Origin of the sequence: Nitrosospira sp. Is2 (assembly GCF_033095785.1) — a bacterium.
GTDB lineage: Bacteria > Pseudomonadota > Gammaproteobacteria > Burkholderiales > Nitrosomonadaceae > Nitrosospira.
Genome location: NZ_CP137134.1, coordinates 765,558 through 782,056, shown reverse-complemented (window position 1 = coordinate 782,056; position 16,499 = coordinate 765,558). Strand labels below are relative to the sequence as shown.

The 16,499-nt window shown below is 54.0% G+C and carries 14 protein-coding genes; 4 read left to right on the top strand and 10 right to left on the bottom strand.

The genetic code is table 11. The features are described 5' to 3' along the window. Positions 1–126 precede the first annotated feature (126 nt). The 3 genes from rho to R5L00_RS03500 all read right to left on the bottom strand — a co-directional run bounded on the left by rho (position 127) and on the right by R5L00_RS03500 (position 3,938). Positions 127–1,386 (bottom strand): transcription termination factor Rho, encoded by a 1,260-nt coding sequence (gene rho, locus R5L00_RS03510; protein ID WP_107692259.1) that lies wholly within the window; start codon positions 1,384–1,386, stop codon positions 127–129. 145 nt (positions 1,387–1,531) lie between these two features. Then, positions 1,532–1,858 (bottom strand): thioredoxin TrxA, encoded by a 327-nt coding sequence (gene trxA / locus R5L00_RS03505; RefSeq protein WP_107692260.1) that lies wholly within the window; start codon positions 1,856–1,858, stop codon positions 1,532–1,534. A 382-nt stretch (positions 1,859–2,240) separates the two neighbouring features. Further along, entirely contained in the window at positions 2,241–3,938 is a 1,698-nt protein-coding gene (locus R5L00_RS03500; protein ID WP_317653388.1) for a glutamine--tRNA ligase/YqeY domain fusion protein, read from the bottom strand. Between the two features lie 129 nt (positions 3,939–4,067). Between R5L00_RS03500 and R5L00_RS03495 the strand changes: the two genes are divergently transcribed. From R5L00_RS03495 to hemB, 4 genes are all read left to right on the top strand, one after another. Continuing rightward, on the top strand, positions 4,068–5,057 hold the full coding sequence (locus R5L00_RS03495; protein WP_317653387.1) for a biotin--[acetyl-CoA-carboxylase] ligase: 990 nt from the start codon (positions 4,068–4,070) through the stop codon (positions 5,055–5,057). Position 5,058: 1 nt separating this feature from the next. Beyond that, on the top strand, positions 5,059–5,808 hold the full coding sequence (locus tag R5L00_RS03490) for a type III pantothenate kinase (protein ID WP_317653386.1): 750 nt from the start codon (positions 5,059–5,061) through the stop codon (positions 5,806–5,808). A 71-nt stretch (positions 5,809–5,879) separates the two neighbouring features. Next, positions 5,880–6,506 carry a ribosome biogenesis GTP-binding protein YihA/YsxC gene (gene yihA, locus R5L00_RS03485; protein ID WP_317653385.1) on the top strand — a complete coding sequence of 209 codons (627 nt, stop codon included), beginning with the start codon at positions 5,880–5,882 and terminating at the stop codon, positions 6,504–6,506. A gap of 181 nt (positions 6,507–6,687) precedes the next feature. Next, positions 6,688–7,686 carry a porphobilinogen synthase gene (hemB, locus tag R5L00_RS03480; protein WP_317653384.1) on the top strand — a complete coding sequence of 333 codons (999 nt, stop codon included), beginning with the start codon at positions 6,688–6,690 and terminating at the stop codon, positions 7,684–7,686. Between the two features lie 45 nt (positions 7,687–7,731). Here the strand turns inward: hemB and R5L00_RS03475 are convergent, their stop codons facing one another. The 7 genes from R5L00_RS03475 to cysK all read right to left on the bottom strand — a co-directional run bounded on the left by R5L00_RS03475 (position 7,732) and on the right by cysK (position 16,253). Continuing rightward, positions 7,732–10,092 carry a penicillin-binding protein 1A gene (locus tag R5L00_RS03475; RefSeq protein WP_317653383.1) on the bottom strand — a complete coding sequence of 787 codons (2,361 nt, stop codon included), beginning with the start codon at positions 10,090–10,092 and terminating at the stop codon, positions 7,732–7,734. 251 nt (positions 10,093–10,343) lie between these two features. After that, complete coding sequence (locus R5L00_RS03470) at positions 10,344–10,736, bottom strand: SirB2 family protein (protein WP_107692267.1); 393 nt, start codon at positions 10,734–10,736, stop codon at positions 10,344–10,346. 2 nt (positions 10,737–10,738) lie between these two features. Next, positions 10,739–11,221 carry a CopD family protein gene (locus R5L00_RS03465; protein WP_317653382.1) on the bottom strand — a complete coding sequence of 161 codons (483 nt, stop codon included), beginning with the start codon at positions 11,219–11,221 and terminating at the stop codon, positions 10,739–10,741. Between the two features lie 330 nt (positions 11,222–11,551). Further along, positions 11,552–12,982, bottom strand: coding sequence for a dihydrolipoyl dehydrogenase (locus R5L00_RS03460; protein ID WP_107692782.1), 1,431 nt, complete (start codon positions 12,980–12,982; stop codon positions 11,552–11,554). Between the two features lie 185 nt (positions 12,983–13,167). Beyond that, a complete protein-coding gene (locus R5L00_RS03455; RefSeq protein ID WP_258192477.1) occupies positions 13,168–13,893 on the bottom strand; it encodes a tetratricopeptide repeat protein in 726 nt (241 codons plus the stop codon). Between the two features lie 397 nt (positions 13,894–14,290). Then, positions 14,291–15,214: a serine O-acetyltransferase EpsC gene (gene epsC / locus R5L00_RS03450; RefSeq protein WP_107692270.1), complete on the bottom strand. Its 924-nt coding sequence runs from the start codon at positions 15,212–15,214 to the stop codon at positions 14,291–14,293. A gap of 76 nt (positions 15,215–15,290) precedes the next feature. After that, entirely contained in the window at positions 15,291–16,253 is a 963-nt protein-coding gene (gene cysK, locus R5L00_RS03445) for a cysteine synthase A (protein ID WP_107692271.1), read from the bottom strand. Between the last annotated feature and the right edge of the window lie 246 nt (positions 16,254–16,499).

Below are 16,499 nucleotides of genomic sequence, written 5' to 3'. Positions count from 1 at the left end.
TGAACTGTGCCGCTACAGCGGAAACTGTGAGCGAAAATGTGGAGCGAAACGTATATTATCCTTTAACCCATGCCCCGGTGCAACAATATTCCGCGCCGCGGGTGAATTGAACGCGGTTTTCGTGCTTCAGACCCGCCGCATCGAATCAAAGAAATCCGCATTATTTTTGGTAGCCTTGATCTTGTCCAGCAAAAATTCCATTGCCTCCAATTCATCCATTGGATAGAGGAGCTTGCGTAGCACCCAGATCTTCTGCAGCACGTCAGGTTTGATTAACAATTCTTCCTTGCGGGTACCGGAGCGGTTAACGTTGATGGCGGGATAAATGCGTTTTTCCGCCATGCGCCGGTCCAGGTGTATTTCCATGTTACCTGTACCCTTGAATTCTTCGTAAATTACATCATCCATGCGCGAACCGGTATCAACCAACGCGGTCGCAATAATCGTAAGCGATCCGCCTTCCTCGATATTTCGAGCTGCGCCGAAAAAACGCTTGGGACGTTGCAACGCGTTTGCGTCGACGCCGCCGGTTAAAACCTTGCCGGATGCGGGCACGACCGTATTGTAGGCGCGTGCAAGTCGCGTGATCGAGTCCAGCAGTATCACCACGTCTTTTTTATGCTCTACCAGCCGTTTGGCTTTTTCGATCACCATATCGGCCACCTGAACGTGCCGCACAGCGGGCTCGTCAAATGTGGAAGAAATCACCTCCCCTCTAACGGAGCGGATCATCTCGGTAACTTCCTCCGGGCGCTCATCTATCAGCAGCACCATTAGGATGACATCCGGACAATTGGCCGCGATCGCGTGAGCGATGTGCTGAAGCATTACTGTTTTTCCGGATTTGGGGCTTGCGACCAGCAATCCGCGCTGTCCCTTACCAATTGGTGCGATAAGGTCGATAATGCGGCTGGTGATGTTTTCTTCGGCTTTGATGTCGCGTTCGAGCTGCAATCGCTCGGTAGGAAAGAGGGGGGTGAGATTTTCAAATAGTATCTTGTGCTTGGAATTTTCCGGCGGCTCGTTGTTGACCTTATCCACCTTGACCAAAGCGAAGTAACGTTCTCCATCCTTGGGGGTGCGGATTTCCCCTTCTATGGAGTCCCCCGTGTGCAGGTTGAATCTCCTGATCTGGCTCGGTGAGACATAGATGTCGTCGGGTCCGGCCAAATACGAGGTATCCGGCGAGCGTAGAAAACCAAAACCATCCTGCAACACTTCCAGCGTCCCCTCACCGTAAATGCTCTCGCCTTTCCGCGCCTGGTTTTTCAGTAATGCGAAAATCAGATCCTGTTTTCGCAGACGATTAGCGCCGTCGATCTCATTGGCGATGGCCATCTCTACCAGTTCGGTGACGTGAAAATTCTTGAGGTCTGATAAATGCATGAAGGGAAACCCGAGGGTGAAAAAGCAGGGAAGTAAAGCGTCAAAGACGTAGAGAAGCGCTGATGGGGCAGACTAGAATCAGAACGGAGCGGTGAATCGAATCAGATTCCGCTTAGGGAGGCGGTTGGCTGTAAGTTTATCTTGTTTAGATGTGGCTGTCAATAAAGGCGGTTAGCTGAGATTTCGACAGGGCGCCGACCTTGGTTGCCTCAATGTTGCCATTCTTGAACAGCATGAGGGTAGGGATCCCACGAATGCCGTATTTTTGCGGCGTGGCCTGGTTCTCATCGATATTCAGCTTTGCTACCTTTAGCCGATCCCCATATTCGCCGGCGACTTCATCCAGGATAGGCGCGATCATCTTGCACGGTCCGCACCACTCTGCCCAAAAATCCACCAGAACAGGAACAGTGGATTGTATTACTTCGGTCTCAAATGTTCCATCCGCGACATAATGGATATGCTGGCTCATAGGGATTCTCGTGAGAAGTTAATGTTTCGTGTGTTGGGTCAACGGCTGCGGTTGTGGGCAAAAAATTTGAAGCGGGATAAGGAAGCTCGGGTAGTCCGGCAGAAACGCAGGAAATGGCGGCTCGCCGGTTTCCACATGGCTTGCATCACTCTTATTTCGATATGCTAGCGAAAAAAGTCTCGGAAGGGAAGAGTAACTTTATAACTGCTGTCCAACCGTAACGAATTATTGCGAAATCAGGTTTTTCCTTCCGGGAACCTCAATGAGTGTCCGTTCGTCGATTCGCGCGGCTAGCGGGAAATCTGATCATAACCGTCAAGGAACTCCTTCGGCCGCTGTAGCGGTCATGCCATGGGGCCGCGCACAACCTCCCGCTCCCGAATCAAGCCTTCTTACCCCATGAGTCCCGAAGTGTTACCGCGCGGTTGAAAACAGGCTTTTCATGTTTCGTATCCACCGGGTCGGCGATAAAGTACCCATTCCGTTCAAATTGAAAGCGATCCTCCGGTTGGATATTCCTGAGCGACGGTTCCACGAAGGCCGTTATGATGCTTTTGGAATGAGGATTAAGAAATGTTTTGTAATCCTGCCCGCTGGCGTCGGGATGCGCGTGAGCAAACAAACGGTCATAAAGCCGTACTTCGACTTGTTGCGCATTCCTTACAGAGAGCCAGTGGATATTTCCCTTGATTTTGCGCTTGTCCGCTCCAGGCGTGCCACTTTTACTGTCGGGATCATAAGTGCAGTGAATCTCCACCACTTCTCCACTATCATTCTTGACCATGCTTATGCATTTTACAACGTAAGCATAGCGTAATCGCACCTCTGCGCCGAGGGACAGCCTGAAGAAGCCTTTGGACGGCGTTTCCATGAAGTCGCCGCGCTCGATGTAGACGATTTTCGAGAAGGGTACTGAACGGTTCCCCCATTCCGGCTTTTGCGGGTGATTCGGCGCCAGGCACTCCTCTTCCTGGTTTTCAGGGTAATTGTCAATCACCACCCTTAACGGTTCCAGGACGGCGAGACGCCGGGGAGCAGACTCGTTCAAGTCCTGTCGCAGGCAATCTTCCAGTACGCTCATATCGATCCATGAATCAGCTTTACTGACACCGATACGTTCCGCGAAAAGACGTATCGATTGGGGCGTGTACCCGCGGCGTCTAAGTCCGGCCAGGGTATTCATGCGCGGGTCGTCCCAGCCGTCCACCAAACCCCCGTTCACCAGTTCAATCAATTTGCGCTTGCTCATCACACTATAGGTAAGATTTAGCCGCGCGAATTCAATTTGCTGCGGATGACATGGGACAACATCCGACAATTGATCCAGCACCCAGTCGTATAGCGGACGATGATCTTCGAACTCAAGCGTGCAGAGGGAGTGGGTGATTCTCTCTAGCGCGTCCGAAACGCAATGTGTGTAATCGTACATGGGATAGATGCACCATTTGTCACCGGTGCGGTGGTGATGGGCATGGCGAATGCGATATATGACGGGGTCCCGCAAATTAATGTTGGGTGATGCCATGTCGATCTTGAGGCGTAAAACATGCATGCCGTCGGAAAATTCACCTGCCTTCATTCGCCTGAACATGGCGAGATTTTCCTCAACGGAGCGGTCGCGATACGGGCTGTTCTGTCCGGCCTTGGTCAACGTGCCACGCAGAGTCCGAATTTCATCCGCAGTGAGACTGTCCACGTAGGCCTTGCCCTGCCTGATGAGGAGTTCAGCAAACTCATATAGCTTGTCAAAATAGTCGGAAGCATAATGGAGGTGGTCGCCCCAGTCGAAGCCAAGCCACCTGACCGAGCCGCATATGGAATCAACATATTCCTGTTCTTCTTTTTCGGGATTGGTGTCGTCCAGGCGCAGGTGGCATATGCCGTCATAATCTCGCGCGAGACCGAAGTTAAGGCAAATGCTTTTAGCATGGCCGATATGAAGGTAGCCGTTGGGCTCGGGTGGAAAACGGGTTTCGACACGTCCCCCCCATTTGCCGCTCCGGTTATCCTCTTCAATGATATTGCGGATGAAGTTGGAAGCGGAGGTTGGGGCGGCGTAAGTGTCAGCGTTATTTGTCAAGTTGGTCTCTCAAACTTTCAATCGCCGTCATTATAGAGCTAATGTCGTTTCATTACGCTAATCCGAGCACGTTCTGCGCAATGGCGCCTCTCTAGCGCAATCCCCGATATTTAGACTACACTCGCTAAGATGAAGCCCCTCACTTTTTCCATTTTGCGCCTCCTGAGCGATAACGAATTTCATTCTGGCGAGATAATCGCCCGGGCTATGGGGGTTTCGCGGGCGAGTATATCGATCGCGTTGAATGACGTGAACGAGACGGGTCTTACGTTGCAGAAAGTTCATGGCCGTGGTTACCGCCTGCTCGGTCCGGTGCAATGGCTGGAGCGAGACACCGTTCTGAAACACCTCGGCGGCGAGGCAAACCGCTTTAATCTCGAAATGCTCGACATCATCGATTCTACCAGCAGTTATTTACTGCAGAGGGCAGCTAGAGGGAGCGGCGCCGGTAGCGAACATATTCATGTGGTGGCCGCGGAATTGCAGACTAGCGGGCGGGGTCGACGCGGGCGGCGGTGGTACTCCGGCTTGGGTGACGGCCTTGCTTTTTCCTTGCTATGGCGGTTCCAGCATGGGGCGAGCTTGCTGGCGGGTTTAAGTCTCGTAATTGGATTAGCCATAATACGCACACTTGAGTCCGCGGGCGTGGAGGGCGCCGTGTTGAAGTGGCCCAACGACGTTCTTTATAACATGTGCAAGCTGGCTGGCATCCTGATCGAATTGCACGGAGATATGCTTGGCCCCACGATGGCCGTGATCGGGGTGGGGCTCAACCTGAAACTGTCGAACGTGACCCACGCGCGCATAGATCAGGGGGTCACGGACGTGTACTCCATCAGCGGGGAGACCCCAGACCGCAATAGATTCCTGGCTGCGCTCCTGATGTCGCTCACAAGTGCATTAAGAGATTTTGAGCGCGAAGGCTTCAGTCTGTTTAAGCAAGAGTGGCTGGCTCATCATTGTTGTGAAAATAAAGTAGTCAGACTTGGCTTCCCCGACGGCTCCAGTCTTGAAGGCGTGATTCATGGCGTGGCAGATGACGGATCGTTGCTTCTAAGAACTTTCGCCGGGGTTCAGCGCTTTAACAGCGGCGAGATCACGCTGTACAAGATGGAGTGACATGGATCCGCTTTTTCTACTGGTTGATTCAGGCAACACAAACATCAAGTGGGCGTTACGCGACGGACTTACTTGGCTCCAAAGAGGAGCAGTGGCGCAAGAAGAAATCACGTTGCTGGAGCAGGAATGGCAAAAACTGAGGGAACCCTCGTGTATCATGGTTTCCGATGTTGCCGGGGCTGAGGCCAAAGCCGAACTGTCTATGCTGTTTTCTCGATGGAATATAGAGCCGCGTTGGGCTATCGCTGTCGCGTACCAGTGCGGCGTACGCAACTACTACGCCAATCCGGCTCAGTTGGGCAGCGACCGCTGGGCAGCGCTAGTCGCGGCATGGCAGACGGAACGGCAGGGTTGTCTTGTGGTTGACGCCGGAACCGCTATGACGGTGGATGCGCTTTCCGACACAGGAGAATTCCTTGGCGGCATCATTACACCCGGTTTTGATCTGATGCGAAAGACCCTCATCGGTAATACCGCAGTCCCGAACAAGGATGACGGGGAATTTTGCGATTATCCGGACAGTACGGCGGATGCGATATACAGCGGCGCGACGCATGCCATGGCGGGCGCCGTCGAGCGCATGGCGGCTCTGCTCACCAATACCCTGGGCCATGCGCCTGTCTGTATCCTGAGCGGCGGAGCGGCTCAGCTGCTCCAATCCCAGCTTAGCGTGACGGTCAAAGTGATTGATAACCTTGTATTGGAGGGTTTATTTGCAATTGCTCAGGAAAATCCCGAAACGCCGCCGTAGCGGCGAACCGAACTGTCGACGCAGCGCTCAAATTAATCTCCTCTCGTGTTGCCCGTCCTGAGTAAGAAAACATGTCTGTTTTTCAGCACGCATCCTTTTACACTACCGTTAATCAGTTGCGGCAATTGCCTGCGCCCGATGGCGTGGAGATCGCCTTCGCCGGACGCTCCAATGCAGGTAAATCCAGCGCAATCAACTCGCTTACCAACCGCAGTCGTCTTGCTTTCGTCAGCAAGACCCCTGGACGTACCCAAAACCTGAATTTTTTCCAGTTGGACCATGGCTTTTTGGTGGATCTCCCGGGTTATGGTTACGCTAAAGTACCCTCTGAAATTCGTCAGCATTGGGAACGCTTGCTCAGCACTTATCTTCAAACGCGGGAACCCCTTTACGGCATGGTCCTGATCATGGATGTGCGTCACCCGTTAACGCCGCTTGACCGCCAGATGCTCGACTGGTTCGCGCCAACGGGAAAGCCGGTGCATGTGCTGCTTACGAAATCGGATAAGCTTTCCAGACAGCAGGCTCGAAAAACCCTCAGCCAAGTGCAGGCTTTGTTGCAGGATGCCTACCCGCAAGGCAGTGTACAGTTATTTTCCAGTTTAACGAGGGAAGGGGTGGAAGAAGCCGCGACCTTGCTCGGAACGTGGCTGGAGGAGAAAACCGATCCGGGAGAAGTCGCTGACCTGAAAAAATAAAAAACCCCCGGTTAAAGGGGAATAAAACCGGGGGCAAACTACCTTAATAGGGATTAAGGTAACCCGCTCAGGGAGGAAAAGCGGGAGACAATAAATAACGTCTGCAGGTAAGATAAAGATTTCGCGGACAAGTTCCCCGGTTTTATATATTTATCAATTTATTTCTTTTTAGGCCGCAACCATGTCATTTTTAAGCGAATTTCCACAGAAGAGAATGCGGCGTATGCGCCGCGATGATTTTTCACGTCGCCTGATGCGAGAGAATCGTCTGGACCCGGACGATCTGATTTATCCCGTATTTGTCCTGGATGGAAACAAACGCGAGGAGAACGTATCCTCAATGCCTGGCGTGGTGCGGCAGAGCCTTGACCTGCTACTGTATCAGGCGGAAAAATGCCTGGAGCTCGGCGTGCCGGCGATGGCTATTTTTCCGGTTATCGACTCGAGCCTTAAAGATCTGACCGCTGCCGAAGCGGCCAATCCTTTGGGACTTGTGCCGCGTGTCGTGAGTGAACTGAAGAAGCGTTTTCCCGAGCTTGGCGTTATTACCGATATCGCTCTCGACCCTTACACGAGTCATGGCCAGGATGGACTGATTGATGACAGTGGTTATGTGCTGAACGATGAAACTGTAGCCGTTCTGGCGCAGCAGGCCCTGATACACGCTCAGGCGGGCGCGGACGTAGTGGCGCCATCAGACATGATGGACGGGCGCATCGCCGCAGTTCGAGCCGTTCTTGAGAACGCGGGGTGCATTCATACCCGTATTCTGGCTTACTCTGCGAAATATGCTTCCAGTTTCTACGGCCCTTTTCGCGACGCGGTTGGTTCTGCCGCCAACTTGGGGGCGGGCAATAAATACACGTATCAGATGGACCCCGCCAACTCGGATGAGGCGCTTTGGGAGGTTGGCCTGGATCTGGATGAGGGGGCTGACATGGTGATGATCAAGCCCGGTATGCCCTACCTCGATATTGTTCGGCGCATAAAGGACGAGTTTGGCGCGCCAACATTTGTTTATCAGGTGAGTGGAGAATACGCCATGCTTAAGGCTGCTGCTCAAAACGGCTGGCTGGACGAAAGAGCGTGCGTGCTCGAGGCTTTGCTGGCGTTCAAGCGCGCAGGCGCGGACGCTATTTTGACTTACTTCGCCCTCGACGCAGCGCAATGGGTGAAGTAGAAGGAACAGTGGCGTCTAAGATATGACGTAATTTCCCGCTCGATCTCAAGGGGACAGGAACTCATTTATGATGTCTTCTACCGACTTCAGATGACCGTCCACCTTGTCCACTTTCTCCACCTTTTCCACCTTTTCCACCTTATCCTCCGCTTCCGGGGGCAATTGCTCCTCCAAAAAATATTCCGTCAAGGTGCCGGCCGGTTCTCTCAAGCCCGTTTCGGGATTGATTTTCGCGGTTGCAATTCCGGAAGGTGGCTTATAAACGGAAACCGGCATGCCTTTTAATGCTTGGCCCATATAGCTCATCCACATTGGCAAGGCGGCGTGACTCCCGGTTTCGTTATTTCCCAGGGATTTGGGGTTGTCAAAGCCGATCCAGGCAATAGCGACCAAATCTCCTTGATAGCCGCAAAACCATGCATCCACATAATTGCTGGTCGTGCCTGTCTTTCCCGCCAGATCGGCACGACCGAGCTGTCGTGCTTTAGTGGCCGTGCCGCGCTGCACCACATCCTGCATTATGCTGGTCATGAGGAATGCATTACGAGGATCAATGATTTGCTTCGCCCCCTCTCCCGCCAGCACGGGTTTTGCCTGTTCCAGGATGTTGCCTTTTTCATCTTCGATGCGTTGGATGAAATAGGGTGATATCCGGAACCCGCCATTGGCGAATGCCGCATAACCAATCGCCATTTGAATAGGCGTCACCGATCCGGCGCCCAGCGCCATTGTCAGATAGGGAGGGTGTTGCTTGGGGTCGAATCCAAAGCGGGCAACGTAATCCTGCGCATATTGAACGTCGATGGACTGCAGAATGCGGATGGAGACCAGATTCTTCGATTTCGCCAGCGCCTCGCGCATGCGCAATGGACCCTCGTAATTTCCATCATAGTTCCGCGGATCCCACTGCTCGCTTCCTGTTTCTTCGGCAGTGAAGGAAAGGGGCGCATCATTGATGACCGTTGCGGGCGTGAAACCCTTCTCCAGCGCGGCAGAATAGATGAATGGCTTGAAGCTCGATCCTGGCTGACGCCATGCCTGCGTGACGTGATTGAATTGGTTTCGGTTGAAGTCAAACCCGCCCACTATGGCACGGATCGCGCCATCCCGCGGATTCACCGCGACCAGTGAGGCTTCGACCTGAGGGAGCTGTATAATTTGCCACGCTCCCTTATCGTTTTTACGTATCCGGATTAATGAGCCCGGGCGAATATTCTGCTGGCCGGGGGCAGCTTTGGTAGTAAGAAATTTTTGCGCGAACTTGAGGCCATCTCCGCTGATCTCAACAATTTCTCCGCCTCTGCGATACGCCCGTACCAGCTTGGGATCCACGGCCAAGGCGACAGCGGCGTGGATGTCACCGCTATCGGCCACTTCCTGAAGCGCATCTTCGAGCATCTCCTCCCGATCGGCGCCGTTTTTCGATAAATCTATCACCGCTTCGGGACCGCGGTATCCGTGACGCCGGTCGTAGTCCATTACGCCCTGACGCACTGCTTTATAGGCGGCTTCCTGATCCGATCGCCGAACCGTGGTATAGACTTTAAAACCTTTGCTATACGTATCGTCCTGATGGCGTTCGAAAACTGCCTGACGCGCCATTTCCGCCACATAGTCCGCGCGCATTCCAAATTCCTGTGACTCGCGCTTCACCTGTATCGGTTGTTTTTCCGCTCCTTTGAACTCTTCGCTGGAGATATAGCCAAGGTCATTCATGCGCCTGAGGACGTAGAGTTGGCGTGTCTTGGCGCGCTTGGGATTGACTACGGGGTTGAAGCGCGACGGCGCTTTCGGCAGACCTGCGAGCATCGCTGCTTCCGCGAGATTAATGTTATTCAGAGATTTTCCAAAATAGACCTGCGCGGCGGCGGCAAAACCGTAAGCTCGCTGCCCCAGATAAATCTGATTAAAGTAGAGTTCGAGGATTTCGTCCTTGCTCAAGCTATGTTCGATCTTGAAGGCAAGCAAAGCCTCGCTGAATTTTCTGGTTAAGGTTTTTTCCTTCGTCAGGAAAAAATTACGCGCGACCTGCATAGTGATCGTGCTGGCTCCCTGCCGTACGCCGCCGGAGGTGAAATTGGAGTAGGCTGCGCGCAGTATGCCAATGTAATCCACCCCGCCATGCTGGTAGAAACGATCGTCCTCCGCTGCAAGGATGGCCTGCTTGAGGCGCTGGGGAGCCGCGCCGATTTTTACCATTTCCCGCCGTTCTTCACCGAATTCGCCTATGAGGATCCCTTCTGCGCTGTAAACGCGCAAAGGAATTTTGGGGCGATATTCGGTCAGGGCTTCCAGCGACGGAAGGGTGGGAATCGTAACCAGAGCGGCGAAACCGGTCAATAAAACCGCGAGAAGACCCAGTGCGGAAACAGCAGCGAGAAGATAAATCCACCAACGCGCTAGCATGTCTGGCAATGAGTGGAAAGTGGAGAAATCTGCATGTCAGGTGAAAAGAACCGACCGTGATCGGACAGGGGAATGAAATGAGGCGAAGTATAAAGTCGAAAAAACAGTTCCAATATCACTTCTTGGAGAACCAAAAGGTTGAGCTTAAAGCAATATCGCGTGGAGTGCTATGCACTGTAAATCGTACGCTGGGATTTTACCGCGTTGTAGAGCTGTTTTTTGACGACCCGAAACTATCTTTAGTTTCAGTATTACGAGGTTGCACCGAAATATAATGCCGGGTTTTTTGTCACCGCAACGAGAACGATGTAAAAAAAAACAAACTGAGCCGCAATCCACGCGTAAATCCTCGCATTGCGGGTTTTGCCAAATCGCAGTGTCACCATGCCAAGCGCAATATATATCAGCAGACCCACAACTTTGGCGCCGAGCCACGAGTCATGTATCGGGTCCTGCCCGATCTTGACAGCCAGGGCGATGGCGCTTGTCAGCAATACGGTATCGACGATGTGAGGCGTTATTTTAACCCAGCGTTGTTTCAGGGCTACGGAGTCCTGCATCATCCATATCCCACGTAGTGAAAACAGCAGGTAGCTGATGACTACGCTGGTGACGTGAATCATCTTTATCGCCGCGTAGCTCATGCTTAGTCCCCTGGCAGCATCCAGCCGTGACTGCCGGCCACGGCCCCCGCAACAGCAACAAGGCTCAGACTTAACAATACCTGGTGCATGCGCCGCATCCGTCTGAAGTTTTTATCGGGGTCCCCGTTATCCGTGCGCCTGACTTGCCGACGCAACACGAAGGGTTCCACCACGAACAGCATCAAGGTAAAGATCCCCCATACCAGAACCATGGCGTGCATCCACCAGTAGCGAAGTTCTGCAAATCGGCTCCAGGCGTTGAGTATATGCACCATGTAAAAACCACTCAAACCGACGAGCAATGTCGTGAAGCGTGCCTGAGGAGCGAAGCGGCTTTCAATACGGCCGAAAAATTCCATTCGCTCGGATGACGATCTCATTTGGGCCATCGCCGGAATCAACACCGTCGTTACCATCGCTACGCCACCAATCCAGAACACAACGCCCAAGACGTGGAGTACTCTGGCAAACGCGAATTCGTTCATAAAACAGACTCCTCATGTAGCCCAGGACTTCACAAATTCTATGCGAACCGATCATTGCATAGCTCGGGCACACGCAAGGAAACGGTATCCGCATCAAAACGATTTGCCATGTGTCTGCTGGAAAAATCGCAGTATGTAAATCGAATCAGACTGAGATAAGTAAACGGTTTAAGACAAATAAACGATTATGAAGGGCGAGTTCGATCACGACTTGCCGGGGGGAACAGGCATATGGACGTTCGCATCGAAGCGATTATAGGCTGTTGCATGCGTACTTTCTACAGTAACGTCATCACCAGGACGGGGCAACGTATGGATGAATCCGCGCGATTATTCCAGCGCCTCGGCATTGAGAGGCTCGCAACCCGCGAGGTCGGACTCGCCGCATGATGGTAGTTGTGCCGCCAACTCGCGCAGGGCGGTGCGAACACTCTCCTCCAGGACCGGGTGGTAGAAAGGCAATCGCAGCATGTCGTGGACCGTCAGCGAGCGTTCGATAGCCAGTGCCAGCAAATGCGCCAGGTGTTCCGCGGCCGGCACGCACATCTCTGCGCCGAGCAGCCTGCCGCTTTCCGATTCTGCGTAAATGCGTAAGACGCCTCGGTCGCGCTGACCGGCTTGTGCACGTCCCTGATGGTGAAAGTCCGCTTCCCCCACAAGCATGTTGCTGTCACCGGATTCAAAGCGCTTCCCTACCATCGCGATGCCGGGGTCGGCAAAGACGATCGCAAGCGGAGTGCGACGCGCAAAAATTGCTGTGTTGGAACGGCTGGCGTTGATTCCGGCTATGTGACCGTCATCGGTCGCCTCATGCAATAGCGCCTTTTCGTCATTGACGTCGCCAGCCATGAAAACGGGCAGATCACCAATTTGCATGGTATGGGGATCGACTGGAGGCAACCCCTGCTCATCGAGTTCGACACCCAGGGTTTCGAGGCCCAGATGTTGGATATTAGGGCGCCGGCCCAGGCTGACCAGAACACTATCAACTACGGCTACGCTATCCTTGCCACGCACCCGCACTGCGCCGCCTTGGCCACCGTTCATCACCGCCGCATCCAGGTCAGCCTTTTCTCCGAGATGCAAGGGAAATTCCTGTCTTAAAAGATCTATCGCGACCGCGTTGACCCGCGGATCGCTTAATCCTGCAATAGCGGTTTCCGCCCCAAACGCGACGATGTCAATACCCAGTCGGGAAAGCGCCTGTGCCATCTCGATGCCGATGGGCCCCGAGCCTATTACCGCAATGCGGCGCGGCAGTGTTTCCTGCTCGAACAGGGTATCGGTGGTAAGCAGTTGTTGTGTGACGGTGCGCCAGGCTTCCGGCACGACCGGGTGAGATCCGGTAGCGATGATGATGTTGCGGGCGTGCAGTTCGCGACCGTTTACCACCAGCCTTCCCACCCCAAGTAAACGCGCTTGTCCGCTGATTGCCTGCTCGCCTAGCGCGTTGGTCGCTTTAAGCGTACTGGCAACGAAGGCATCGCGGAGCCTGCGCACGCGCCGCAGCACGGCTGGAATGTCGACTGTAAGCGATTCCTCTCCCCGGATACCGAATTCGTCAAAGGTCCCGCGGTGATGAAAGGCGTTCGCGGCTTCGATCAGTGTCTTGGAGGGCATGCACCCAACACGGGCGCAAACTGTGCCCCACGGGCCATCATTGATCAGGATGAAATTGCGAGTACGCTTCTTTACTTCCCGTAACGCAGCTAAACCGGCGGTACCCGCACCGACAATAACAACGTCGAATATCTTATTCAAGGCAGATTCCTCGGTGGCGCAGTTTTTGTTCAAATGAGCACGGGCTTTGCTACGGGTCTGGTAAGGACCTTGTCCAAAGGCTCAAAGCTTTCGTGGATAATACGTGATCAGGAATTCGCAAATGCTGGCAAGACTACGCAAGCTGAACACCGGTTACAAACGATCCGATCGGCGTGCAGTAGATGTCATTCATGGATGTCGCGGCTCGGCTTGCTGCTGCCATTGTCCGGTGTTTTGGATTTTGATTTCGAGGCGAGCCAGTCCCGAGACGCCTTTTGCGCTTGAGCAAGCTGCTTCCCATTGAGAGAGCGCATGACTTCCTCTCTCGCCGCCACCGCTTGCTGAATGCCGGCCGCGGCGGCAAGATTAAGCCAAACGTAACTCTGAACCTGATCAATCGCTACGCCATGCCCCGTGCGATAAATGAGCCCTAATTCGTACTGTGCGAGCGCGTAACCCTGCTCCGCTGCCAGCTTAAGCCATTTTGCAGCCTCGGCGAAATCCTGCAGAGCACCATTTCCCGTCAGATAGAGTAAACCGAGCTTGTACTGCGCATCGCTGTTTCCGTTTTCCGCGCTTTCCTGATACAGCCGCACGGTGAAGTAATGATCATCCGTTGGGCTGGATACTTGAGGCGCAGGCTGCTTTTTGCTGCGTTCGGTCTTGGAATCTTTTGAAGGTATGATTCCGGCATCTGTCGCGGTCGGATATGTTTGCTGCGCGGCAGCGGATTTACCCGCGCCTATAGTCTCTTGCTTCGGCTGGCCTTCGCTTGCTGGCTGACCTTCGCTTGCCGGAACGATGTACTGGTCAACCGAGTTTTGTTCAATAAGCAGCCAGACAGTGGTAAAGACCAGCACGATAAGCGAGAGTGCTGCCCCTGCCGCAACATACGCGGTGGGATTTTGCACCCAGAAGCGCTCCCTGCACTCACGGCAGCGCACCGGCTTGAGGAAGAGCATCGCCGCTGTGCGTTCGCCGGGCCTCACGCGTGAACTGTGCGTTTTCTGACTGCCGCACTTAATGCAATTCGCGTACATAACGTCCCGTATTCCTTTTATTGTTCTGCTCCGGAGGCGGCATTACCCCACAGTCTAAGTATTGGGTGATCAAGCGTCAACTCGATGGAATGCGATGGAGAACAGACAACCAATAGCGTTTGTCTGTTTGTCTTTCCAGAGCATGCTAGCGGTGATCCACGATCGAGGAGTTCTCAGACGTTGGGGCGGCGCGGATGGTCATGGTGGTTCGCTGGCTGTCGAAGAGCCGCGGATAAGTTTTACAGTCTACGAATGTCACTAGAATCCGCTAGATGCCGGCACCGCCCTCAAATACCTCACTGCGCGTCTGTGCCTGTGAAATGGTGCTGCCAGGGGGAACGCTGCGCGTAAGCCAGACATTGCCGCCAATGGTTGAGCCACGTCCGATAGTGATGCGGCCAAGAATGGTGGCGCCGGCGTAGATGACGACATCATCCTCGACGATGGGATGGCGCAAGTTGCCTTTTACCAGCGCGCCGTGTTCGTCAACCGGGAAACGCTTCGCCCCAAGCGTTACAGCCTGATACAGACGTACGTGTTCACCAATGATAGCGGTTTCACCAATAACGACACCCGTGCCATGATCAATAAAAAAACTACCGCCGATCTGCGCGCCCGGATGGATTTCAATGCCGGTAGCAGAGTGGGCGATTTCCGAAATCATGCGCGCGATCAAGGGCGCGCCCAGACAGTGCAGTTCATGCGCAAGCCTGTAATGCATGATGGCTGTGATGCCGGGATAGCAGACGAGTACCTCGTCGACGCTACGCGCGGCCGGGTCGCCCTCATAAGCCGCCTGAACGTCGCTTTCCAGCAAGCTGCGCACACGCGGCAACTGCCGGGCAAATGCCTGTGTGATGCCGGCCGCCTGTTCCCGATCCGAATTGCCCGAGGGATCCGAACCGGATACGAAGCGGAGTTCGCGGCGAACTTGCACCATTAATTCCCGCAGCGTCACATCCAGCATATGCCCAACATAGTAATCGACGCTTTCATTAGTGAGGTCAGGTAAGCCCAGACGGTTGGGAAACAGTACCGCTCTCAAGCCATCGGAAATGCCCACCAATACCTTACGGGAAGGAAGCTTCGGCGGCCTGTCGCGTCGCTTCCGCGTATCCAGCGATCTCAATCGCAAAGTTCGCAATTCGGCCACAACCGTGCCGATCTCAAGGTTTGTTTCTTTTAACGACATCGAGTATTCCGATAGATTGGCGATCTGGAGTCGAATCTTGAGCCCCTATGCAGGTTCAGCCTAGGGTTGTTCAGATTCAAGCGTCAAGTGCGTCTTCGAAGAGGGTGGAACTCAAATAACGCTCACCGGAATCCGGCAGAATTACGACGATTGTTTTGCCCGCGTGTTCAGGATGCCGGGCATAGCGGACTGCCACGGCCACAGCCGCTCCGCATGAAATTCCGGAAATGATTCCTTCCTCGCGCGCAAGCCGGCGTGCGTAACGTATCGCCTCCTCATTGCTCACCTGCTGGATTTCATCCACCAGTGACAGATCCAGGTTTTCCGGCACGAAACCCGCTCCAATACCGGGAATTTTATGCGGACCGGGATTCAACGGCTCTCCCGAACGCTGTTGCGTGAGTACGGGACTGGCGGAGGGCTCCACTGCCACTGACATAACGGCTTTCTCCTTCGTTTTCTTGAGATAGCGTGAAACGCCCGTGATAGTGCCGCCCGTGCCCACACCGGATACGAAAATATCGACCGCCCCGTCAGTGTCATTCCATATTTCCGGTCCGGTCGTGCGCTCATGGATAGCGGGATTCGCCGGATTGGTGAATTGCTGAAGCAATACATAGCGGTCGGGGTCTGACGCGGCCAGTTCCTCTGCCTTTACTATTGCCCCTTTCATACCGCGCGCGCCTTCGGTCAAAATCAGTTTCGCGCCATAAGCACTGAGCAACTTGCGGCGTTCGAGGCTCATGGTCTCCGGCATGGTCAAGGTCAACGGTATCCCCCGCGCAGCCGCGACAAATGCTAGCGCAACGCCGGTGTTACCGCTGGTCGGCTCCACGAGTTCTTTTCCTGGATGGAGTAGCCCGCGGTGCTCCGCATCCTCGATCATTGCGGTGCCAATGCGGCATTTTACGGAATAGGATGGATTCCGACCTTCGATTTTGGCCAGCACGGTCGCGGGTGCGCCGTCGGTAATGCGATTGAGTCGAACCAAGGGAGTGTGCCCGATGGACCGGGAGTTATCTTGGAACCATTGCGACATTGGAGCTTCCTTAATGAGGCGTGCGTGGCGGGTCATGCTCGGCGGCAGACCATCGGTGAGCGGGATGCCATAGTATTTGGCTTTATCAGTGAAGTTCCCCTGGATCGAGCTGCTCTCGCTACGCTCACGATTTGTTCCGCGCGTGCTTAATTTTATTCCGGGTCGGCAGTGTGATTATAATAGCGGGATTTATCGCTGCATCCGCCATCCGCATAAGTACTATCCCAATGAAATTACGGGGATATT